The organism is Xenorhabdus sp. KJ12.1 (assembly GCF_963876495.1).
GTDB classification, from domain to species: domain Bacteria; phylum Pseudomonadota; class Gammaproteobacteria; order Enterobacterales; family Enterobacteriaceae; genus Xenorhabdus; species Xenorhabdus stockiae.
The window spans coordinates 24,531-47,863 of record NZ_CAWNQH010000076.1; the positions used below are offsets into that span (position 1 = coordinate 24,531).

General features: G+C 43.8%; 17 protein-coding genes. 5 read left to right on the forward strand and 12 right to left on the reverse strand.

Features of this window, described 5'->3' with window-relative positions:
• The 6 genes from AACS92_RS13415 to AACS92_RS13440 form a co-directional block, all read right to left on the reverse strand.
• Positions 1-4,275, reverse strand: a complete 4,275-nt coding sequence (locus tag AACS92_RS13415) for an RHS repeat-associated core domain-containing protein (RefSeq protein ID WP_339373552.1) — start codon at positions 4,273-4,275, stop codon at positions 1-3.
• A gap of 89 nt (positions 4,276-4,364) precedes the next feature.
• Complete coding sequence (locus AACS92_RS13420) at positions 4,365-4,535, reverse strand: hypothetical protein (protein ID WP_339373553.1); 171 nt, start codon at positions 4,533-4,535, stop codon at positions 4,365-4,367.
• 29 nt (positions 4,536-4,564) lie between these two features.
• Positions 4,565-4,921: a DUF4150 domain-containing protein gene (locus tag AACS92_RS13425; protein WP_099111467.1), complete on the reverse strand. Its 357-nt coding sequence runs from the start codon at positions 4,919-4,921 to the stop codon at positions 4,565-4,567.
• Positions 4,911-6,131, reverse strand: a complete 1,221-nt coding sequence (locus tag AACS92_RS13430) for a DUF2169 family type VI secretion system accessory protein (RefSeq protein WP_099111468.1) — start codon at positions 6,129-6,131, stop codon at positions 4,911-4,913. The genes AACS92_RS13425 and AACS92_RS13430 overlap by 11 nt, the downstream gene beginning before the upstream one ends.
• Before the next feature lie 12 nt (positions 6,132-6,143).
• Positions 6,144-8,033, reverse strand: a complete 1,890-nt coding sequence (tssI, locus tag AACS92_RS13435; protein WP_099111469.1) for a type VI secretion system tip protein TssI/VgrG — start codon at positions 8,031-8,033, stop codon at positions 6,144-6,146.
• 10 nt (positions 8,034-8,043) lie between these two features.
• Positions 8,044-9,780, reverse strand: coding sequence for a type VI secretion system baseplate subunit TssF (locus tag AACS92_RS13440; RefSeq protein ID WP_099111470.1), 1,737 nt, complete (start codon positions 9,778-9,780; stop codon positions 8,044-8,046).
• A 542-nt stretch (positions 9,781-10,322) separates the two neighbouring features.
• Here AACS92_RS13440 and AACS92_RS13445 point away from each other — a divergent pair.
• Both AACS92_RS13445 and bla read left to right on the forward strand, forming a co-directional pair.
• Entirely contained in the window at positions 10,323-12,263 is a 1,941-nt protein-coding gene (locus AACS92_RS13445) for an exoribonuclease II (protein ID WP_099111471.1), read from the forward strand.
• Between the two features lie 139 nt (positions 12,264-12,402).
• The gene (gene bla / locus AACS92_RS13450) at positions 12,403-13,305 is read left to right on the forward strand and encodes a class A beta-lactamase (RefSeq protein WP_369800401.1); all 903 of its coding nucleotides are present in this window, start codon (positions 12,403-12,405) and stop codon (positions 13,303-13,305) included.
• 94 nt (positions 13,306-13,399) lie between these two features.
• Here the strand turns inward: bla and yciH are convergent, their stop codons facing one another.
• The 4 genes from yciH to AACS92_RS13470 all read right to left on the reverse strand — a co-directional run bounded on the left by yciH (position 13,400) and on the right by AACS92_RS13470 (position 16,037).
• Positions 13,400-13,723: a stress response translation initiation inhibitor YciH gene (gene yciH / locus AACS92_RS13455; protein ID WP_099111473.1), complete on the reverse strand. Its 324-nt coding sequence runs from the start codon at positions 13,721-13,723 to the stop codon at positions 13,400-13,402.
• A complete protein-coding gene (gene pyrF / locus AACS92_RS13460) occupies positions 13,716-14,456 on the reverse strand; it encodes an orotidine-5'-phosphate decarboxylase (RefSeq protein WP_099111474.1) in 741 nt (246 codons plus the stop codon). The genes yciH and pyrF overlap by 8 nt, the downstream gene beginning before the upstream one ends.
• 84 nt (positions 14,457-14,540) lie before the next feature.
• On the reverse strand, positions 14,541-15,710 hold the full coding sequence (lapB, locus tag AACS92_RS13465) for a lipopolysaccharide assembly protein LapB (protein ID WP_099111475.1): 1,170 nt from the start codon (positions 15,708-15,710) through the stop codon (positions 14,541-14,543).
• A 6-nt stretch (positions 15,711-15,716) separates the two neighbouring features.
• Positions 15,717-16,037 (reverse strand): LapA family protein, encoded by a 321-nt coding sequence (locus AACS92_RS13470; RefSeq protein ID WP_099111484.1) that lies wholly within the window; start codon positions 16,035-16,037, stop codon positions 15,717-15,719.
• 513 nt (positions 16,038-16,550) lie between these two features.
• Here AACS92_RS13470 and ribA point away from each other — a divergent pair.
• Positions 16,551-17,147, forward strand: coding sequence for a GTP cyclohydrolase II (gene ribA / locus AACS92_RS13475; protein WP_169926679.1), 597 nt, complete (start codon positions 16,551-16,553; stop codon positions 17,145-17,147).
• A 73-nt stretch (positions 17,148-17,220) separates the two neighbouring features.
• On the opposite strand, the gene acnA is transcribed toward ribA, so the two are convergent.
• Positions 17,221-19,911: an aconitate hydratase AcnA gene (gene acnA / locus AACS92_RS13480; protein WP_099111477.1), complete on the reverse strand. Its 2,691-nt coding sequence runs from the start codon at positions 19,909-19,911 to the stop codon at positions 17,221-17,223.
• 275 nt (positions 19,912-20,186) lie between these two features.
• Here acnA and AACS92_RS13485 point away from each other — a divergent pair, with 275 nt between their 5' ends.
• On the forward strand, positions 20,187-21,002 hold the full coding sequence (locus AACS92_RS13485; protein ID WP_099111478.1) for a hypothetical protein: 816 nt from the start codon (positions 20,187-20,189) through the stop codon (positions 21,000-21,002).
• A 113-nt stretch (positions 21,003-21,115) separates the two neighbouring features.
• A complete protein-coding gene (locus AACS92_RS13490; protein ID WP_099111479.1) occupies positions 21,116-21,730 on the forward strand; it encodes an FMN-binding negative transcriptional regulator in 615 nt (204 codons plus the stop codon).
• 260 nt (positions 21,731-21,990) lie between these two features.
• Here AACS92_RS13490 and cysB read toward each other — a convergent pair whose 3' ends face one another.
• Entirely contained in the window at positions 21,991-22,965 is a 975-nt protein-coding gene (gene cysB / locus AACS92_RS13495; protein ID WP_099111480.1) for an HTH-type transcriptional regulator CysB, read from the reverse strand.
• Positions 22,966-23,333 lie beyond the last annotated feature (368 nt).

Below are 23,333 nucleotides of genomic sequence, written 5' to 3' on the forward strand. Positions count from 1 at the left end.
TCACCCACATTTGGTTATTTTATCTGAAGGGACCCGACCTTCTATTAAAATTTCTTTAGATGCTGCGGCATAATTTTGTGCAGGGCCTTTTAGCCCTGCACTTTCTGCTTTGTCTCGAGTCGATACATCGATAATACTCTGATTACCTTTTATATCGGGTATTACATCTTTAGTATCAAATTGCACTGTGGTCTGACCTGGCACGCGATATTTCTCTATTACTTCCCAATCAGTAGTCGTAGATATATATTGTGAACCTTTAAAATTAGGGTTACTACCATTTCTAACATGTCCTGCAGCGGTCATATCTCTCCCTGGAATTTTAGCTGATAAGCCACTTTCTATGCTTTCATCTGGTCTTAAGTTTCTATAAACAATTACTAAACCTAATGGATCGATAAAGCTCGTGGGATTATGGACATATGAATACGGATTAAACCCGCCAACCAGCCCGATCGGGTCCGATGACAGATACTGCCCTGTATCGCAATCATAATACCGAAATCGATTATAATATAACCCGCTTTCCTCATCCTCATACTGTCCAACAAAACGCAGATTGCAGCTAACGTGATAATCTTCATCATTGGCTGCCAATAATGGCATTCGTTCAGCTTTTCCCCACGTCCTTAGCCGACTGACCCATACCAGTTTACCGGATTCGCTCAGTATTTCCCGTGCTGTTCCCTGATGATCGCTGACGATATAATGCAGTTTGCCTTTTTCATAGCGGGCTGAAGGCGTTAACACACCCGGTTGATATAACCAGCAAATACTTCGCTCATAGGCAGGTGTGCCACCCGCATAAAGCGGAACTTCCTCAACCATCCGATCACCGCTCCACAAGTAATCATAGCCTGTGATGGTGTCAGGTTTTGCTGTTAAATCCGGCTTGCCATCCAGCCAGCGTTGCAGGTTAGCAACGGCCAGTTTGCCATCATGCACTTTTAATTTGCGGATACGCCGCCCAAACGCATCATAACGATAGCGCCAACGTGAACCATCGGGTGTTTCACAGTGTGTAAGCTGGTTTTGGGCATCCCAACGATAACGCCATATCTGTGGCCGGAAACCATCATGATGTTCAGTTTTTTCCACTTGCCTGCCGTTATCATCGTAACGATAAGTGACATTGTCACGCTTAACAACCCGACCTGCCTGCTGATGTTGTTCAACCTGTTCAATTACTCCTTTTGCATCCACCAGCACATGCAAATTCAAGTTACCATTGGGGTCATAACCAAATTGTTCTTCATAAGGCAATCGGCCGTTAAATATAGCACTGATTATCTGGTCATTCTGATTATAACGATAACGAGTCTGCCCCCAGATACTGTCATCGATCATGCTGATACTGTAGGCGCGGTCATATTGCCAACTGCGGTTAACTGCGGTGGCCTGTGGCGGAAAATGGCGATCATTTTGTGCTAGCGTTTCACGGAACAATGCTGTTGCCCGCCCGGCTGATTGATGTACCAGCAGTCCAGTAGTGGTATAACGGCTGGCAAGAATAAATCCTTCTGCACTTTCCCGTACTGTTTCCCGTCCTAAAGCATCATGGCTCAAAGTTAATGGCTTATGCTGGTTAAACTGGAAATGATTCACCGCTCCCATCAAGTTATAGCCAAATTGCAGCGTATGCTCACCGATAGTTTCAGCAGATATTTGCTCAAGATCGTTCCACTCACGGGTCACTTCCCGTCCATTAATACGCTCACAAACAGGCAGGCCAACCGCGTTGTATTCATATTCAACCACCGCATCATCATTGACTGCACGGGTAAGTTGGCGACGTGCGTTATATTCATAAGTGGAAACCGATTTCAGTTCTTCCTTCTCTCCCGACTGATACCACGCTTCCTGTCGGGTCAATAAACCAGCCGAAGAGTAATGCCAGCGCAGAAAATGGTTATCTGGATAACTAACCTGAACACGACGCCCTAACGCATCATACTGATAATCAATCGTGCGACCGGTAAAGTCGATTTCACGAATAACCTGCCCGGCTGCATCCCGCTCATAGCGATAAGTTTCTCCTGTAGAAGCCGTAACTGAACAAAAACGGGTAAGTCGGTCATAACCAAAGTGTAATGTCGTCCCATCCGGGCGGGTAACGTGTGTCAGCAGGTCAAAAGCACCATAACTATAACGAGTGATGCGACCTTCCCCATCAGTTACCGCAATAACACGCCGCTCACTGTCATATTCAAAATGCCGGGTAACACCATCCGGCAATTCAATTTCTGTCAAACTACCATTACTCACACTGGCATGAGCAGTGCTGTAGCGGTAACGGGTTTCCTGTTTAAGTGCATCTGTCGTACGACGCAGACGCCCCAGTTCATCCAGTTCCAGACCCGTTGTCTGACCATCAGGTGTCATAATTGCAGCCAGCCGCTGATGTTCATCATAGGCATAATGCCATTGCCGGCCATCCGGCAGCAGGCGTTGCCGCAATTCGCCGTGAGTACCGTACTGATATTCTTCTCTATATCCTTGTGGATTGGTAACAGCCGTCAGACTGCCCTGCTCATCATGGTGGAACTGCCAAATATCTCCGGTAGGTAAAGTGGCTTCGATAAGCTGACCATGTTCATCGTAGTCATAATAAAAAGCCTCTCCCGTTGGTAGTACAATGTTGGTCAGAGCACCATCATGGTTGTATTCAAAAGTGGTATATCCTCCCAGCGGGTCAATTTCCCAAACCTTCTGGCTGTAGTACCACTGGGTACGTGTTTCCCGCCCTAACGAGTCAACCTGACGGATCACCCGATTATTCTGGTTGTAATAGAAAAGGGTTTTTCCGCCTTCGGCATCAAGATAGGTAGTAACACGCTCATCATCGTTATAAATAAAGCGATCTGCCCAATAACCCTCAGGAGAATCCGTGGAAACGACTCGCCCACGGTCATCGTAGTGAATATAAAAGTCTGTTTTATCCGTGTCATGCCAACGGGTCATATACCCTTGTGCTGTGTATTCATGCCACAGGTGATTTTGCTGAAAAGCGTCGCATTCTGCCAGATAGCCGTACTTGTCATAATGGCAGGTGACCAGACGTTGTTGTATCTGCTGAAAGTGGTAATCCACTGCCCATAATTGGTGATCCTGATAATGAAGGGTTAACCGAAAACCGTCATTTCGTATGACTTCAATTAACTGATGCTGGTCGTTATAGATAAACTGTATATGATTCTGTTGGCGATCAGTGATAGCAGATAACCGACGCCGATTACCGTCAATATGATTAAAGTGGAAAGTTTGCTGACTCTGTTTATTTACCAGACGTAGTTCACCATCAAGTTCTCCTGTCAGTAAACAATGCAGAATATGACGGTTGCGACCTAAAATCTGATTTCCCGGTGTTGAGAAATCATAAACCTGCCCGTCAGCATCGGTGAAATGGACTATTTTGCCATTTATCACTAACTGACGTGACCAGTCATCAGCCCATTTTCGCCCTAATAATCCGCTCAGGCTGGCGGTGGAACGATAGGTTCGGTTTAAGGTAATCGGCAACAGGCCGGGTATGGCAATAATTGAAAAACTCTGTAAATAATCCCCTGAGGTTATATCGACAGGTTCACCCGGTGTTGCACAACCGGGGCCGGAGCAGCCGTTTCCTTTTTCATTCGAAGGGTTTGTAGAGTCGTTTTCTTTTTTGCTTTCTTTTTCTTTGTTTTTCTTAGTGTCAGCAGATTGACTTTCTGTCTTTTCTCCTTTAATTCGACTACCTGATTGATTTGTTTTTGATAGCTCTTCTGCTCTAGTTACGGCTTTGGCTTCAGTTAATCCTTTTTCTGTTGCGAGAAATTTAGTTATTACTCCTTCTCCTTTTACTGCTTTTGAGAGAAAAGCCACTGACTCCGTCCCTACTTTGATTACTATCTTTACTTCACCGGGACCAACGAAGAAAGTAGCAACATCACCTATCAAAGCACCACCTTTCTGAGCAGGGTTACTTAACTCCATATGTAAAGATTCTAAAAATCCTTGAGTTGTATCACCATACTTCTGACCAAAATTAAAAATCGCAGAGCCTGCGCTTTCTGCTCCAATCTTTGAAAATGCAATTCCCAGCGCTTTCATTTCCATTTCAGGAATCTTTTCTATAACTTGTGCTAACTCGACTACAGAATTAAAAAAACCCTTTCCTGCTCCTTTTACTGCTTCTAGAGGGTGTTTAACCGCTTCAATAAGGTTATGTCCTTGCTCGTCAACCCACTGAACGACAGCAGAAGCTTTCTCTGTAAAAAGTTTTGGAGGGCTATTCATAAAAAATTTCAATGATTCATATAGGCTATTACCAGATACTATTTTTTTTACCGGTTCCGGCGGATTATTAAAAAAATATTTAAATGGTTTTAATAGATCATCATAAAAACCTCTTTTGCTCCTAACATGGCTCGCAGATTGTGATTCTTGCATTGTTTCAGGTTTAACTGGGGGATTCGCTTCTCTTGCGCTCTTCTTAGCTTGCTTTGCCTGACCAACAATAGTCCCCACTGTATTTCCTGTACCCGTTGGACTATCATTCTTTGCTCCTTTCGCCATAGCCCTTTCCTTATGATCCATTCATCCAGAATTTATCCGCATGGCGCAACGTTAGCTTGCCATCCGCCCGTACCGTTTGCGTATGCTCTTTCGGGTGGCATTTTCCCCCCACCGTACCACTTTTCACTCCCGTCGCCGTGCCCGCCTCGTCCCCCAATGTCTGTGGAACAAAACTTTGCCCGAATACTACGACTGGCTGCCCATTTGCCCGAACCGATGAAACCGGCGCAGAGGCGTCTTCCAGTTTGGCGATAACCGGATAAGGGATCGGTGGTGTGGCAGGCCCTATCGGGGTTTTACAAACATCGGGAACCAGACTGATAATCAACCATTGGGTATCTTTTCGGGCAATATAGTTATCCGCCATGATGCTGTTCCTGTTCAGGTGCAAATGTGATCAAAGGTGCTTTCGGGTTTATTTCAAAGCGGGCTTCAGCCACTCTGATAGGCAGGTCAATGCTGAAATACAGCCGGAAAGTCAGCTCCAGCGTCATGGCATCGGTATCAATAATCAGGGTATCGAGGTTCATCAGAACCGGGAAAAGAGCACCATCATCCATACGGAACAAGATAAAAGGACGATGCCCCGGCAATTGAGTTTGCAAAGAGCCATCCGGTGTCAAATTAGTCAATTGCAGTGAAATATCGGTAGAAGGCCAGTCAATTTGCTGATCTTGCGGCGCACAATTCCAGTAACCGAAATCAAAATCCTGTGGCAGATAAGGATGGCGCTGTTCCAGCCATATCTGGTCATAGGTTCCGGCTAACGTTCGGCGCGGTAGCCACGCCCGACCGATAATCCCCATCCCTTGTGGCTGGCTGGCAAGTTCTGTCACTGAAAGCTGGCCTGCCAGCATTTGGGCAAAGTGCTGTGCAGTGACTGGCGCATCCGGGTGGATAATACGCGGAGCTGGATAACGAGCTTGGTTTTTGGCACGGGCATACCACGGTAGAACAAATCCCATACCGATGGGGTTATATTCCCAAACGGCATGAGCTACCGGCGCTTGATCGCCATCGGGGTGTTGGCTGAGCTGTTCAGATGTGAGTTTATCTTCTTCTGCCAGCACATCGACCGCTTTGTCATCATCAGCTTCAATCCGGCATTCCCCGCCAAAGGCGTAACGGTAATCAAGAGGTAAGCTTGCAAACGGCTTAGGATCAGAGAGTTGCCATTGTCCGTTATCCGTGCGGAAAAATTCCCGCTCTCCGGATATATTCAGTGTCTTATCAAGCAGAGTGTTGCCATTAGCCTCTGTCACTGACAGACGGATAGGAAAAGAGGCACAAGGCTTACCTTCTGGTGCATAAGCCGTACCATTAATAATTACATCACATTTAGGTTTAAAAGGAGCCAGATCACTTTCCTGTAATACCTGCGAGACATTTAATCCTCCCTGATATTGATCCTGTATACACAGAGTCATTACCGGAAGCAATTCAGCCAGATATTCGCCTTTACCCGCAGGCAATAGTTGATAACCCACTTTCATGACAATAACATCGTATTCCTGATCTTCGGTATCCAGCATTCGGTAGTTCATCACCGAAAAAGGAGTGAGGTTTTTGAATTCCATCGTCCACCCTCCTTAGTTCAAATCGATGTCTTTGCCACTGATTTGCACAGGGCCGCTGGCTTCGAACCTGAACTCTTTGCCTTTGATGGTAATTTTGCCATCTTTGTCCATTCTTAATGTGCTTTTACCGCATTTCAGCTCAATCACCTTACCGGCTCTAATAGATAAAGTTTGCCCCACAGAAATACTTTTCTGCATACCCACCGTTTCTTTCTGGCTAACAGAAACTGAAGTATTCATATTGGCACCAACATTAATCCTATAGCTTGCCCCTACTCTCAATATTTTGGTGAGTCCAACCATTTCAGTACTACGAAGCTGTACCATTTCCTGTCTATTCTTTTTCACGATAACAGCTTGTTTTCCATCAACTGCCTCAGTGTGATTACCCTGTACCTGAGTGGTGCGGTTATTTAGTACCTTGGTGTTCATATCTTTTTGGGCATGAATAAACACCTCTTCGCTACCTTTCGCGTCATCAAAACGCAATTCATTAAACCCTTCTCCTTTATGAGTATGAGTCTTGAAGGTGGTACGAGTTTTCTCAGCAGGCAAATTAAGTGGGGAGCGATTGTGGCCGTTGTAGTTACAGCCTGTCACGATGGGGCGATCAATATCACCGTTAAGGTAAGAAATAATCACTTCCTGCCCGATGCGGGGGATCGCCATAAAACCGAATCCATTACCATTCCAGCCCTGTACTACACGAACCCAACAGGAGGAACTATCTCCTGCTTCATCGTGGCGATTCCAGTGAAAATGGACTTTAATAGCACCGTGTTCATTAACAAAAATTTCCTCACCCGGTGGCCCTACTACCGTTGCTAGCTCATCACCATCTGCCCGCGGCTTATAACGGTATGGTGGTCGCCAGTCGTTTTTTCCCGGAATAAAAGTGACGTTATTGGTCAGGGTTGTGCCTTCTCCCGCAATACCTGCCGCTTGTGGCTGGGAACCGTAATGGTTAACGGTAACGATTTGCCAGCGGTTGTTCATGGCTGCAATCGGATGGGATTTCAAAGTAAAAATTTTACCGGGACGTAACTGAACACAGTTTGTCTGGGCCGAACCCAGTTTACTTTCGCTATTAAGTTGGCTCAGGCGTATTTCACCCAGCGGTTTACCTTCTTTACTCCACGGGAAACGACCGGAACTTTCAAATATTGGGTGACGCCCGCCTTGCGGTAAATCGGCCTGAATCTGCAAGGGCTGAGAAGGCCGCAACCAATTGTAATCTTTATGGATGTATTCATCCGGGCAGAGATATTCCCCATATTGCCACTGCCAGGCTGTAGTATCTTTATTATCAGTATTGGGTTGATTGTTATAAGTCAGGCTCAGATCTGCTGTCATACCTAAATGGGAATCGCTGAAAAAGAGTTGCTCCTCCTCAAACCAAAACGCAATACCCTCTTCAGCCGCCAACCGGCACCAAAAATCATAGGCAGATTCACGTTTCTGTGTGGTGTATTCCCGTACAGGATGAAGATTACTATCTTCATAGAATTTGCTATCAGATTTGACGCGGTGTTCTTTCAACAATTTTTTGAGGACATCCGGCACTGACTGGCGCTGAAAAAGGCGGCTATCCTGATGAAGAGTCATACGCCACATTTCTGGCCGAATAGTGAAAATATAATAGGTTTGCCTTCCGTCAGTATTGCCTTGTACAGCACCTGCCACAATACCGTTAACTTTACGCTCCGCTTTACCATCGCGAGTCACTGTTAAAGAAGCATAAGTTCCCAGTTGGTCATTGAGAACAATATTATTAAGGGAACTGACCACCGTCAGGGACAAGTGGTAAAGCTGTGACAGCCCCTCCTGTAAGCTGAAATTCACAACCTGAAAGGTCGTCCCAGATAACGCACCTATCTGACAAGTAAAAACTAACCCATCCATTTGTATCTCCTTACATAATTGGACGATATCCTTGCAGCGGGCAAGGTGATAGCAGCCATCGAATATTGGAGCTCTGCCAGATAATCGTCATACGTATGCGCATATCTTCGCTAAGGCAAAATGGTAAGAATTGGTAGAGAGCGTTAGCGAACCGGAATAGTTCTCCCTGACTGATATAAGCTGATTCATCCAGTATTAGCTCAACATGGACACAACGATGAGGCACACCCCGGATAAGCCAGTCACCGGGTGTAGACCGGATCTCCACAATACCTGCCGTCATTCGTCGAATTTCGCGGTGCGTATTGCGATCCAAATCAGCATAAAAATCATAATCCAACAGCAGTTGTTTAAGGGCAGATACCGAATTCAGCCAGAACCCGTTGGCAGCATGGTGTGACAATATTCCCCAGTAACGGGAACAATCTGTCACGGGAGGATAGGCGCAAGAAGCAGGCGTCAGATTTCTGGCCTGCAACCCGTCAGGAATATCCTCTTCCGTTAAACAGATATCCCCTCCCCCCAAACTCGGCAAAGCAGTATTAAACGTCGTTAAGCGGCAGGTGAATTCCTGCTCTGGTGGCTGTTCCATCAGGCAAGCATTGTTGTCATAAAACACCAGTGCATATTCCAGACGCTCGAACGCATCACGGGTAATATCCAACGCATAAAACCAGGTTTTTTCATCTGCGCCGCGAAAGAAATGCGTGAACTGGCTTATAGGTAAAAATTGGATTCGTTTTCCCCGCTCCTTACCTGGCTCATCTTTTAGCTGAAGCTCAGTAATGCGTAAAATCCCCTGCTCTGATGGCAAAGGCAATGGGTAACGAGCGGTATCCGGCGCAAAAGGAAGGGTGATTTTCAATTCACGTTCTAGATTTACTACAGGTACACAATGGAGATGAAAAGCATCGGCCAGTTGGGCCTCAGTAAGAAACAAGGCTTCATTGAGCTTTAATGTGATGCTGAATTGTCGGTTTTCGGTCATGGACAACCGATTACGCATGACTGTGGGTAGCGATAACGTCAGAAAATGGTGAACATGTGGCAGGTAAAGTGATTCTATTAACATCTGAGGTGCCCAGTTCCCTGCTGTTAACGCGGGAGCTGGTAAAATCAGGCGTGAAATTCCCGACAAAGGTTCAAACCAAAAGGGTTCAGCCGAATAACTCAATCCGTTATGGTTTAGTATCGCACCCCGTAAGTTGCGGCACAGAGCAAGCATCAAAGCATCGGCTACTGTCTCATCAGGGCTGAGAAACAGATTAATGGGGCTGATGGGCCAGTAATCATCCCCGCCTGTATATTGGAAAGTCAGGGTAATACTGCTGGTTTCCTCCTGACAACTCATCTCCCGAGCGACCAGCATCAGAGGCTCAATATTGCACTCTCTGCCTGTAACAAAAGTTACCCCTGTATTTGATGAAATTTCTGATCCACGCCGTAATATATCGGCGGATTTAATTCCTTCCATTGCACTAAACTGAACAACACTGGTTGCTGGAATTCCTTTAACAGGTAATGCTTTTAATTGTTGTAGCAGAGGCAAAGTAATTTCAGGAAAAGTATCATCTACTTTTTGATGTAAACGAGCCATTAACACAGAAAAACCCTGATTCAGCCGTTCAATATCAGGATCACATCCATTAAAATTTTCTGCTAAATGTGGTTTTTCTTTACTGGCTAATTTTTCAATTTGCTGTAGGTAATCCAATTCCCACTGATAATAAAATTGAAAATTATCCATGCCTATCTCTTTTTTAATAGTCACCAATTTAAATGCTATATTTATTTTAATAGCGTAAATATCGCTATGAGCCTCTTATATACCTAAAGAAAAATAGGTTAGCCAAAAGCACAGACAATAAACAATAAACATAAAAATCAAAAAGATAAATTAAACCAGGAGTGATAAAAAGGACTTCAGTTATGATGAAAAAGAAAAAACACCTTCGTGTATTATCAACCATGAATTTACACAACAACATAATCTAGTCAAATAACGTTTATAAATGTTTAATTAACAATATTTAATTAAAGCTAATAAAATATTTAAATAAACAACTATATTCATCAGATATTAAATTCAGCGCTAACCTTTGAGTGAATATTCAGCACCTTATCTTATATTATTATTGTTACTGCATGATCATCCGTGAGCTGTATAAATATTACTCTCACTAGGTACTTTTTCGTGTTTTGATAAGATGTTACTTGCCCGATACCCTCGATTCGCGTAAAACTATTACCTAAATTATCGATAATAACTCCACAACTCTCCTGATTATTATGTTTCAAAACAATCCGCTGCTTGCTCAGCTAAAACAGCAACTACATTCTCAAACCTTGCGCGTAGAAGGTTTAGTCAAAGGAACAGAAAAAGGCTTCGGCTTTCTGGAAGTCGATGGTCAAAAAAGTTACTTTATTCCTCCTCCTTATATGAAAAAAGTGATGCACGGCGATCGAGTCAGTGCTGCTATTCATACCGATAAAGAAAAAGAAGTCGCTGAACCAGAAGAACTCATTGAACCTTTCCTGACCCGTTTTGTTGGCCGTGTTCAGAAAAAAGAAAACGACAACCGACTGTGGATTATTCCCGACCATCCGTTATTAAAAGACTCTATTCCATGCCGACCATCCAGTCAGGTCACTCATAATTTTGAACAAGGTGACTGGGCAGTTGCTGAAATGCGCCGTCATCCATTGAAAGGTGATCGCGGGTTTCATGCTGAAATAACCGGCTATATTACTCGTGGTGATGATCACTTCGCTCCGTGGTGGGTTACTCTTACTCGCCACAGTCTGGAACGTGAAGCACCATCAATGGCAGATTGCCAGTTGGATGATGATTCTCTTGAGCGTATCGACCTGACCTCCCTTAATTTCGTCACAATCGACAGTGCAACAACTGAAGATATGGATGACGCATTGCATATTGTCAAAAATGATGATGGCAGCCTGAAACTGTCTATTGCTATTGCCGACCCGACAGCCTATATCAAGGCGGGCAGCGATCTTGACACAATCGCTTATCAACGCAGCTTTACCAACTATCTGCCGGGCTTCAATATTCCAATGCTGCCCCGCGAACTTTCTGATGATTTGTGTTCTCTTCGTCCGAATGCCCGCCGCCCTGCTCTGGTTTGTCAGGTTTCTATTCTGGAAGACGGGCAATTGGGTGATGATATTCAATTCTTTGCCGCTTGGGTCGAATCGAAATTCAAACTGGTTTATGACGAGATTTCTGATTGGCTGGAAGGTAAGGAAGGCTGGAAACCGAGTTCAGATGCTGTCACTGAACAAATCACACTGTTGAAAGAGATGTGTGAACGCCGTAATAACTGGCGTCAACAGCACGCTCTGGTGTTTAAAGATCGCCCTGATTACAGGTTTATTCTGGATGAAGGCGGGAATGTCACTGATATTGTCACTGAACAACGCCGTTCTGCAAACCGCATTGTTGAAGAAGCAATGATTGCAGCTAACCTTTGTGCTGCGAAAGTCCTGCGCGATAAGTTAGGCTTTGGTATTTATAACGTTCACACCGGCTTTGAGCCAACACAGATTGAACAGGTTGTTGACGTACTCAAAGAACACAGTATTGAAACCTGCCCGGAAGCACTTATTGGGCTGGAAGGATTTTGTGAATTACGCCGTGAGCTGGATAAGCAACCGACTCAGTTCCTTGATAGTCGTATCCGCCGCTTCCAGACCTTTGCGGAAATTAAAACTGAACCGGGTCCACACTTTGGGTTAGGTTTTGACGCATACGCCACATGGACGTCCCCTATCCGTAAGTACAGCGATATTATCAATCATCGTTTGCTGAAAGCTGTTATTCAACACACTGAGGCAGAGAAACCGGCTGAAGAGATCTGTTTACAGCTATCCGAACGTCGACGCGCAAACCGTATGGCCGAACGCGATGTTGGTGACTGGCTCTATGCCCGTTATCTCAAACCTTATGCTGGCACAGATAAAATCTTTGCTGCTGAGATTATTGATATCACTCGTGGTGGCCTGCGTGTTCGTTTGGTCGACAATGGTGCAATTGCTTTCGTTCCGGGGCCATTCCTGCATTCCGTTCGTGATGAGCTTCAATGCAGTCAGGAAACCGGTTCTGTCCTGATTAAAGGCGAAGCAGTTTATCGCCTGAACGATATTATCGATGTGCGCCTTGAAGAAGTCAGAATGGAAACCCGTAATATCGTGGCGCGTCCTGTTAGTTAACACAGGATCAACATAATAGACTATGCCCAATAAAACGGGGATTTCCAGAACATAAACACACTGCCGCTATTATAGGCGGCAGTTTCATAACAAAACTTAAATCATCGTTTAATTTCATATGAAATTCCCTACACAACAAATCATCTCTAAATTCATACCCAAATTTATACATGGTGCTGTAACCCTCTTACCTTTGCTGAGTACCCTGATAATTTTTCCTTCTCAGGCATCTTTCGGTAACGTTCAGCAAAAGCAAATAATTAATCAGCTCACTGCTTTGGAACAAAGTGCCAATGGGCATCTTGGCGTGGTCTTAATCAATAGCGCAGACAATTCAACCATCGGCTATCGCGCAAATGAGCGTTTTCCATTATGTAGCACCAGTAAATTTATGGCAGTTTCTGCTCTGCTGAAAAAAAGCGAAACAGATGAAAATTTGCTAAAGCAAAGAGTGAACTACAAACAGTCTGATCTAGTTGAATACAGTCCGATTACTGGAAAATATATTGAAACGGGTAAGACACTGGCGGAGCTAAGTGCAGCAACTTTACAATACAGTGATAATACCGCCATGAACCTGATCATTAACCAGTTAGGTAGCCCTGAAAGGGTGACAACATTTGCCCGAACTCTCGGTGACATGATGTTTCGGCTGGATCGTAAAGAACCGGAATTAAATCTGGTTCAGCCGGGTGATGAGCGTGATACTTCAACACCTCAAGCAATGGCAGAAAGCCTATATAAACTAGCTTTAGGTGATTTCCTCGCAACAAATCAACGTACGCAACTGGTGGAATGGCTGAAAGGAAATACTACAGGGAATGCCAGTATTCGCGCCGGAGTACCGAAAGACTGGATTGTCGGGGATAAAACCGGTCGCTGTGATTATGGCTCAACCAACGATATTGCCGTAATCTGGCCGTCAGGAAACCGAGCACCACTGGTGTTGGTGACTTATTTCACTCAACCCGGTGATAAAAATGCTAAAGCCCGCCCCGATGTCTTAGCAGAAGCGGCTCGTATAATAATTCAGGCTGAATAAGATTCTGTAACGGGAATCATGAACACAAGCTATGCCATAAGTCTGTTATATTGCATAGCTTGTGAAGATTGATAAAGTGAGATGAAAAGCTAAATCAGCCACCAGCCAATTTGACTTTCATGCCTTTCGCTTCCAATAACTGTTTTAGTAAATCGCGCTTATCACCCTGAATTTCAATTTCACCATCTTTAACTGAACCACCGCAGCCACATTTTTTCTTCAATTCCGCGGCTAGCTTAGCAATGGTTTGATCATCAGCATCGATTCCTGTGATAACACAAACGCCTTTACCTTTACGTCCACTGGTCTGGCGTTGGATACGCACAATCCCATCACCTTTAGGACGAGCCGGTGGAGTTTTTTCTTCCTGAATGCGGCCGCTATCTGTTGAATAAACCAGACGTGAGTTATTATCCATGAACAATCCCGATTGATTCATTAATTTGCTGCAATGCCAATGCTGGATTTTCAGCTCGGGTAATCGGACGCCCGATCACCATATAATCCACACCGGCCTGAATTGCCTGTGGTGGTGTCATAATACGGCGTTGATCCCCGGCATCTGAACCTTCAGGACGAATACCCGGTGTAACCAGTTTGAATTCCTGACCACATGCTGCTTTCAGTTGTTGTGCTTCATGAGCTGAACAAACCACACCATCCAGACCACACTGTTTAGTCAGTTTCGCCAGACGTTCAGCGTGCTGAGCGGGTGTCACATCAATCCCGGTGCCTAACAAATCAGACTGATCCATGCTGGTCAGGACAGTAACGGCGATTAATAATGGAGCATCTTTACCATAAGGTAATAAAATTTCTTTAGCAGCGGTCATCATTCTTTCCCCACCGCCGGCATGAATATTGACCATCCAAACGCCCAATTCTGCCGCTGCGGCTACAGCTCTTGCTGTGGTGTTAGGAATATCATGAAATTTGAGATCCAAAAACACGTCAAAACCACGCTGGTGCAACATACGGACAAATTGCGGGCCATTAAATGTAAACATCTCCTTGCCCACTTTCAGACGACAAGATTGAGGATCAATCTTGTCAACAAATGCCAATGCTGCATCCTGATTGTCATAATCCAACGCAACAACAACCGGTGATTCAACTTGCTTACCTAAAGCTTGACCTGTATGGGATGTCATTTTTTAGCCTTTAATTTTAAAATGAATTTTATTTCGCGCATAAAAATTTTATAAATAAAAAACGCCACCAATAAAGTGACATTGTCACTGCCCGTCTAAACCACGAATGGGTTTAATTGTGTCCCACGAACGACACGAAGGACAATGCCAATAAAGTGAACGAGAAGTAAAGCCACACTTATGGCATCGATAATCGGGTTTGGTTCGGATCTGTTCACCCACCATATTACGCAGAAGAAGCAAACTTTCTTTGGCCCGCCCTTCTTCTGCATCAGCCAGATGGTAATCCATCAGGCGATAAAAAAGGCGCATCGTCGGATGACGTTCCAACTGCCGATTAATATAAATCTGGGCTGTATCACGGCCCTTTTTTTGCTCAATAATGTCGGCCAGATGGATCTCTGCAATTGCTCCGCAATTTTCTTCCACGCAACGCAGGATGAAAGCCTCCCACCCTTCCGGCTGAACAAGATCCCTATAGCACTCCTGCAACATCGGCAAAACTTCGCTAACCAGTTGTTTATCCTGCTCGAGAACTCGTTTCAGCACCTCAGTTGCTTTGGTATATTCTTTCTGCGCCATATAAATACGGCCAAACATAATCGATACACGGGCACAATTTTTATTCGCCTGAGCAGCCTTATTCAAATACCCGATAGCATCACTGAAACCGTCTTCCCTCATTCCCTGTAGAGCTAACTCACAATAAAAATGGGCGATTTCTTCGCGGAATTGCTGTTTACCCAGCCTGACCAGTTTTTCTGCCACCTCGATGGCTTTGCTCCAGTCACTGGTTGATTGATAGATAGTCAGCAAAGAATTAAGCGCGCTCTCCCGAAAATCTTTTTCATCAATTAACTGAACAAACATATTTTCTGCCCGATCATATAGCCCGGCAGCCATGTAATCTCTACCGAGCTGCTGAGTAGCCAGTAAACGTTGTTCAAATGTCAGGGAGGCACTTTCCATGAGGGACTGGTGAATACGGATGGCTCTTTCAACTTCACCACGGGAGCGGAACAGGTTTCCCAGCGTTAAATGTGCTTCAAACGCGGAACTGTCCTCTTTTAACATATCAAGAAACAGATCGACTGCTTTGTCCTGTTGGTTAGAAAGTAAAAAATTAACCCCATCAACATATTCACGTGACAGACGGTCTGCCGATTGTTGCTTATCTTGTTGAGCACTTCTGCGTCCCATATACCAGCCATACGCGGCAGCAATAGGAAGCAACAGAAACAACAGCTCTAACATGGAGTATTATTCCTTGTCCAGAACCACTGAGGCTTGGGAGGCAGTTTTTGTCGATAATTCAACTGGCTGCTCCAACTGGGTCTCCAAGCGCTTAATTTTACGTTTTGCGCGTCTTAACGACATGTTGGTGCGCAGATAAAACCCGCCACAAATTCCCCATCCAAGAGCAAAGCCGATAGCAAATAAAAACGACAGCAAAGTGGATATCGAATAATCACCTTTGGCAATCAAATAATTGAAGGTTACCACTTGATTATTATTTGCTCCCAGTGTCACTGAGATAACAAAAACAACCAGTGCCAGTAATAAGATCAGAAAATATTTCACATTGTTTCCTGTTATCGATTGTTGCTGATTGATATGCCAAATAACAGACATAGTGGCTTGCTAAATTAGCATTTCTCATCTACGCAAAGGAAGTATTTTATTGCACTAAACCAATATTTCACCCTTTTTGTGACAATATTCTACTTTGCTGCTTGTAATTCCGTCACTGTTTTCCGTTGAACAAGCATATCCAAATAAAACAAATAACTAGATGTATCACTATATATGAATTTTCACCGGCATAAAGGCACCGGATATGTCTACAAAAATATATTTACAGTTTAGCATGTTAATATTACTGCAAACTGCAATAGTCTCTCCTGTGCTTTATCCGAAAATCCGGCATATCTTTATCTACGGACATAAGCATAATTTCTGTTATACTCGCGATGCGTACATGCGCTGTAATCAGAGAAAATTTTTGCGTAGTTTTAGCTGATTTCCAAACTGGTATTGTTCTGAGTATCACAATATTGTCATTGTAACGAGCTAAATCAACATATGAATACAAACATACAGCTAACACGAGTAGCTGAAGCCAAACTGCCTACTCCCTGGGGCGAATTTCTGATGATTGGATTTGAAGAGATAGAAACAGGCCGCGATCATGTTGCCCTTGTGTATGGTGACATTTCTGGTGATGAGCCGGTTTTATCCCGTATCCATTCAGAGTGCCTGACCGGAGATGCTTTATTTAGCTTAAGGTGCGACTGTGGTTTTCAGCTCGAAGCTGCTCTGTCACAAATCAGCAAGGAAGGTCGGGGTGTTCTGCTGTATCACCGCCAGGAAGGCCGCAATATTGGTCTGCTGAATAAAATTCGGGCCTATGCATTGCAGGATAAAGGTGTTGATACTGTCGAAGCGAACCATCAGTTAGGTTTCGCTGCCGATGAGCGAGATTTCACTCTGTGTTCAGACATGTATAAATTACTGGGTGTACATGCTATCCGTCTTCTGACGAATAATCCGCAAAAAATGGAGATTATGGTCGGAGCCGGCATTAACATTGTCGAGCGTGTGCCGCTTATTGTAGGGCGTAACCCTAATAACGCTTACTACCTTGATACAAAAGCGCGCCTGATGGGGCATCTGCTGTCCAAATCCAGCTAATTTCTTTCTACAGAAAAGAAAATAAAAACTGCGTCGGTGTGGGCGCAGTTTTTCATTTCAGTAATGCTTATTTTTACTTCAACATATTGCGGATAACATAATGCAGTATGCCGCCATTATAGAAATAGGCGAGCTCTGTATTGGTATCAATTCGACAATGGGCATTAACTTGAGTTACCTCCCCATTAGGGTAAGTAATTTTCACAACAATAATCTGACCAGGCTTGATATCACTCAATCCGCCGATATCAATGAATTCATCCCCTGTCAGGTTAAGAGTTTTACGAGTGATTCCTTGTGGAAACTCCAGCGGTAATACCCCCATACCAATCAGATTGGAACGGTGAATTCGCTCAAAAGATTCCGCAATAACCACTCTTACACCCAATAAGCTGGTTCCTTTCGCCGCCCAGTCACGGCTGGAACCGGAGCCATATTCTTTACCAGCAATAATGGCCAGCGATTTTTTCTCTTCCTGATAACGCATAGCCGCATCATAAATAGCCAGCTGGCTTTGTGACGGGATGTGGCGCGTATATCCCCCTTCAATACCGGGCACCATTTCATTACGAATACGAATATTAGCAAATGTTCCACGCATCATAACTTCGTGATTTCCGCGCCTTGAACCATACGAGTTAAAATCTTTCGGAGCAACACCATGTTCCTGTAAATATCGCCCTGCCGGACTGTCTGCCTTGATATTCCCGGCGGGAGAAATATGGTCTGTTGTTACTGAATCACCCAAAATAGCAAGAATATTAGCCTGATGGATATCCGTTACCGGCTCAGGTTCTTGTGTCATGTGGCTAAAGAAAGGCGGAAGACGTATATAGGTTGAATCCGGCTGCCAGGAATAAGTGGCTGAACTTTCGACTTCCAGTGCCTGCCAGTTTTCATCGCCGTCAAACACCGCACTATATTCCTTGTGGAACATCTCGGTTCTGACTTTCTCCACCGCTTCAGCAACTTCCTTACTGCTCGGCCAGATATCTTTCAGATAGACATCACGCCCCTGCTGATCCTGCCCAATTGGTTCACTGGTCAGATCGCGCTTCATACTACCGGAAAGAGCATAGGCCACGACCAGTGGCGGAGAAGCCAGCCAGTTAGTTTTGACCAATGGATGAATACGCCCTTCAAAGTTTCGGTTGCCGGAAAGTACGGCTCCGACTGTCAAGTCAGACTGTTTAATCGCAGCCTCAATCTCATCCTGTAACGGCCCTGAGTTACCAATGCAGGTGGTGCAGCCGTATCCCACTAAATTAAAACCTAACTTTTCAAGATAAGGCATGAATCCGGCCAGGTTCAGATATTCTGTTACCACTTTAGAACCCGGTGCCAGTGACGTTTTAACCCACGGTTGCCGTTGTAACCCCTTCTCAACCGCTTTTTTAGCAAGTAAGCCGGCGGTCATCAATACGCTGGGGTTGGAAGTATTAGTACAAGAGGTAATAGCTGCAATCACTACCGCCCCTTCCTGCAAAGAAAACGTCTGATTATCTACTGTCACAGGGATAGATGATTGCAGCCCCTGCTTTCTATTAATATCCAGCTCCATCGAGGACTGAAAGGCATGTGGAACCCCACCCAGCGCGACTCTATCCTGAGGACGTTTTGGCCCTGCCAGACTGGCTTCTACCGTAGACATATCCAGCTCAAGACTGCTGGTAAAAATTGGTTCATCTCCGGCATGACGCCATAATCCCTGCTGTTTGCTATAAGCCTCAACCAGCGTAATTTCATCTTCGCTGCGTCCGGTTAACCGCATATAACTCAGGGTAATATCATCAACAGGGAAGAAACCACAAGTTGCGCCATATTCCGGCGACATATTGGCAATTGTCGCCCGATCTGCCAGTGGCAAATCAGCCAAACCATCGCCGTAAAATTCAACAAATTTGCCGACCACACCATGTTTACGCAACATCTGTGTAACTGTCAGTACCAGATCAGTTGCGGTGATCCCTTCGCGTAATTTTCCTGTCAGTTTGAAACCAACCACATCCGGGATCAGCATGGAAATTGGCTGCCCTAGCATAGCGGCTTCGGCCTCAATTCCGCCAACGCCCCAACCAAGCACACCGAGACCGTTAATCATTGTGGTATGAGAATCGGTACCAACCAATGTATCCGGGTAGGCAAAATCCCTTCCGTCACGGTTTTCATACCAAACCGCCTTGCCTAAATATTCAAGGTTAACCTGATGGCAAATACCTGTTCCGGGAGGAACAACCCGGAATCGATTGAAGGCTTTTTGCCCCCAGCGTAAAAATAAATAGCGTTCATAGTTACGCTCCATCTCAATCTGAACGTTCTCTTCAAACGCCTGCTCAGTGCCGAATTTATCCACCATGACAGAGTGGTCAATCACCAGATCAACCGGTGATAAAGGATTCACCTGATCTACATTGCCACCAAGCCTTAAAACAGCCTCTCTCATTGCCGCAAGATCCACGACAGCGGGTACACCGGTAAAATCCTGCATTAATACACGGGCAGGACGATAGGCAATTTCCCTCTCAGCATGACCGCTTTGTTGCCATGCCACCAGCGCTTTCAGGTCATCTTCAACAACAGAATCACCATCAATATTACGCAGGAGGTTTTCAAGCAGAACTTTCAGGGACTTAGGGAGGCGGGATATTTCACCCAGTTGCTCAGATAACAGAGGTAAACTGTAATAATGGTAGGTCTTACTGCCAGAAGTTTCACTGCTAATGGAAAGTGTTGAAGCACAGTCCGTTTTCAATTTAGACGACATAACTCCTCCATTTTTATATTTATGACCAGCTACACCCTATGAATTTCAATTTGAAAAACGACGGATATATATGATTAAACATAACATACTAGTAGATAATTGTTATTCAGCTTTCACATATTTTGCCAACCCGCTGTAATTCCTCACTTATTGACAAACTTTAGTGATGACACCCACAAAATAGATATGTTCTATTGATGGCCGGAACTGATATTCAGCGCCCCGAATATCATCATCAACCATATTATTGTTTATTAACTATTGGAAGGCGAATTATGGATAACGAAATTATTATTAAGCGTGAAAATTATCTGAATCAGATAAAACAGGCTGAACAATTTTTCTGTCATAATATTGAAGATCATTTCACTCTCTCTGACCATCGATTCAGCGATGCTGATGGCTTAGTTCAATTTGTCATTGCCTCACAACTCAATGATAAATCGCATGTTATGAAGAAGATGGACGATATAAAAAAAACTCAGATAGCCCTTTCTTCTATTGCGACTGATTACATTATCAGATACTCCGATACCCGTGGACGACAGTACAGAACAGATGTCCAGTTCTGGGGTGATATTATGGGAAAGCTGCCATTAATGAGCGTCAGAAATATTGAAAAGCAAACATATCAACATGTTATGAAAGGATTTTCTATCGCAACCAATTTATTACAGCTGATCATGGATATCGTTGTGAATACTAACTCTCCGGGTATGAAGAGTTTTTCACAGTTTCTGCAAAAACAGGGGGATGCTATCAGGCTCGGGCTGAAAAAAAATGATGACCATTATTCAACAATCACACTGGCAAGCATCATTGAGGCGGTCGGTAACGATAATCAAGTCATATATATTCCCAAAATAAAGCTTTTTAAGCTGGATTTTGACAGAACAAATTCAGAAGTTACATCAAATTGCGCTTCCAATGAAACTATCAATGTTGAATTTAATTACTCTTCCTGCGTGTCACTATTTGATTATCAGGCATTGGAAGACCCAGAAATAAAATCGGCTTTTGAAAATTTTCTTCTTAAAAACAAACGAGCATCAATAGAAAAATCAGATAACTTTTTTAGCGGTGAATTTTAAAAATAGAAAGTTATAAATTTTGGTTTGAATAATATATTCATATATGATTGTTATATTAATATGTCAGCGTTATTCTGAAACCAGTTAAATTTATTGTTATCGGAGTGATAGACATGTATACGCCTCACAAAATGCAAATGCAGGACAGAGAAGATATTACTAAGTTTATTTCTACTTATAGCTTTGGATTGCTGGTTTCTCCCTCTTTGGCCGGAACACATCTTCCCTTAGTATTGAATCCCGATGAAGGAGAATATGGTACGCTATACGGCCATATATCTAAGGCCAACCCGCACTGGAAAGAATTAGAAAATCAGCCTGTTCTGGCCGTTTTTACCGGCCCTCATGCCTATATCTCACCTACATGGTATGAATCTGAACACGCCGTACCCACCTGGAATTATACTGCTGTTCACTGTTACGGTGTCACAAAATTTTTAAATGGCGATGAAACTCAATCAGCTTTAGAAGATTTAGTTAATAAGTATGAGCCGGGGTTAATGAACAATACGGAATTAATGCCAGAGGAATATCTCAATAAACAACGTCAGGCAATTGTCGGATTTAAAATCATCATCACAAAAATAGATGCAAAAGAAAAACTAGGGCAGCATAAAAATCAGGGTGATCAAAGAGGTGTTTTTTCCGCTTTGAAGGAAAGTAAAATGCCCGACAATAAAGAACTCGCTAATTATATGAAAATACGTAACGTCGGAACCGGAGAATAATTAAACAGTCTTTTAACTCTATAAAGATTGTTTATTTATTGCTTGCTTTTATTCATGAGATACAGAAAAGCAGAGGAAAATAGCCTTGGCTATTTTCCTCTGCTTTTCTCTGACCCGTACTGCGCTTATACACAATGGATTTCAAGATGCGTCGCGGCGGCAAGGGAGATAATCCCCAGGAGCATAGATAACTATGTGACTGGGGTGAACGGGCGCAGCCAACAAAGAGGCAACTTGAAAGACGAAGTGTATATACCATTTTATATAATCGGTAATTCAATATCCTTGAACATTTCTTCAATCTCTTCATTAGATCGCAAGGCAACCGCTTGATCCACAACATTACGGGTTAAATGTGGAGCAAAACGCCAGATGAAATCGTACATATAACTACGCAAGAAGCTGCTACGACGGAAACCAATCTTAGTTGTGCTGTAACTGAACTTATCACGCATGTCGATTCGAACCAGATCACTGTCCTGAACCGGTTCTACCGCCATACTGGCAATAACCCCTATTCCCAATCCCAGACGGACATATGTCTTAATCACATCAGCATCTGTCGCGGTGAATACAATTTTAGGTTTAAGCCCTGCACGGTCGAAAGCAACATCCAGCTCAGAACGCCCTGTAAAACCAAAGGTGTAGGTCACAATCGGGTATTCTGCCAGCTCTTCAATGGTAACATTCTGCCTTGTCGCCAATGGGTGATCTTTGGTGACAACAATCGAACGATTCCAGTGATAGCAAGGCAGCATGATGAGATCACTATAAAGATGAAGCGCTTCGGTGGCAATTGCAAAATCACTGTTCCCTTTACAGACCTCTTCTGCAATTTGAGTTGGTGAGCCCTGATGCATATGAAGGGAAACATTAGGATAACGTTCAATAAAACCTTTAATAACAGGCGGTAATGCATATCTTGCCTGTGTGTGTGTAGTCGCAATATATAAAGACCCACGATCAGGGTAAGTGTGTTCACTGGCAACTGAGCGAATCGAATCAATTTTTGACAGGACTTCACGTGAAATACGGACGATTTCCTCACCAGCCGGTGTAACGTGTGTCAGATGTTTTCCACTGCGCGCAAATATTTGAATACCCAGCTCATCTTCAAGCATTCTTACCTGTTTGCTGATCCCTGGTTGAGAGGTATACAATCCTTCCGCCGTAGAAGAGACATTCAGGTTGTGATTAACCACTTCAACGATATAACGTAATTGCTGTAGTTTCATATCAGCACTGTCCCTAAATTGTAATTTATATACGAATGTTTTTTGTAATTTATATCAGCTCTATATTGCTAATAGTTATTCTCTTATAACCATATAGAATATATTTATGTAGACATATAACTACTATAACACTTGCTGTATATATATATAACAAATAATTAGGGTCAATAACGATTATTAATTACGTATTATAAAAATATTATGTTTAAATTCTTCATAAAAATCATAACCACCCGTATAACGGGTGGTTTGCTCTTGCCCTATAAGGGCTTGTTACCGACTGCGCCTAAATGACGCGGCTTTCTCTTCGTTCAAGCTAAGTGTCTTTGCTGCTTTGGCCTACCCCTTGAAGGGGTCTACATGCTCTT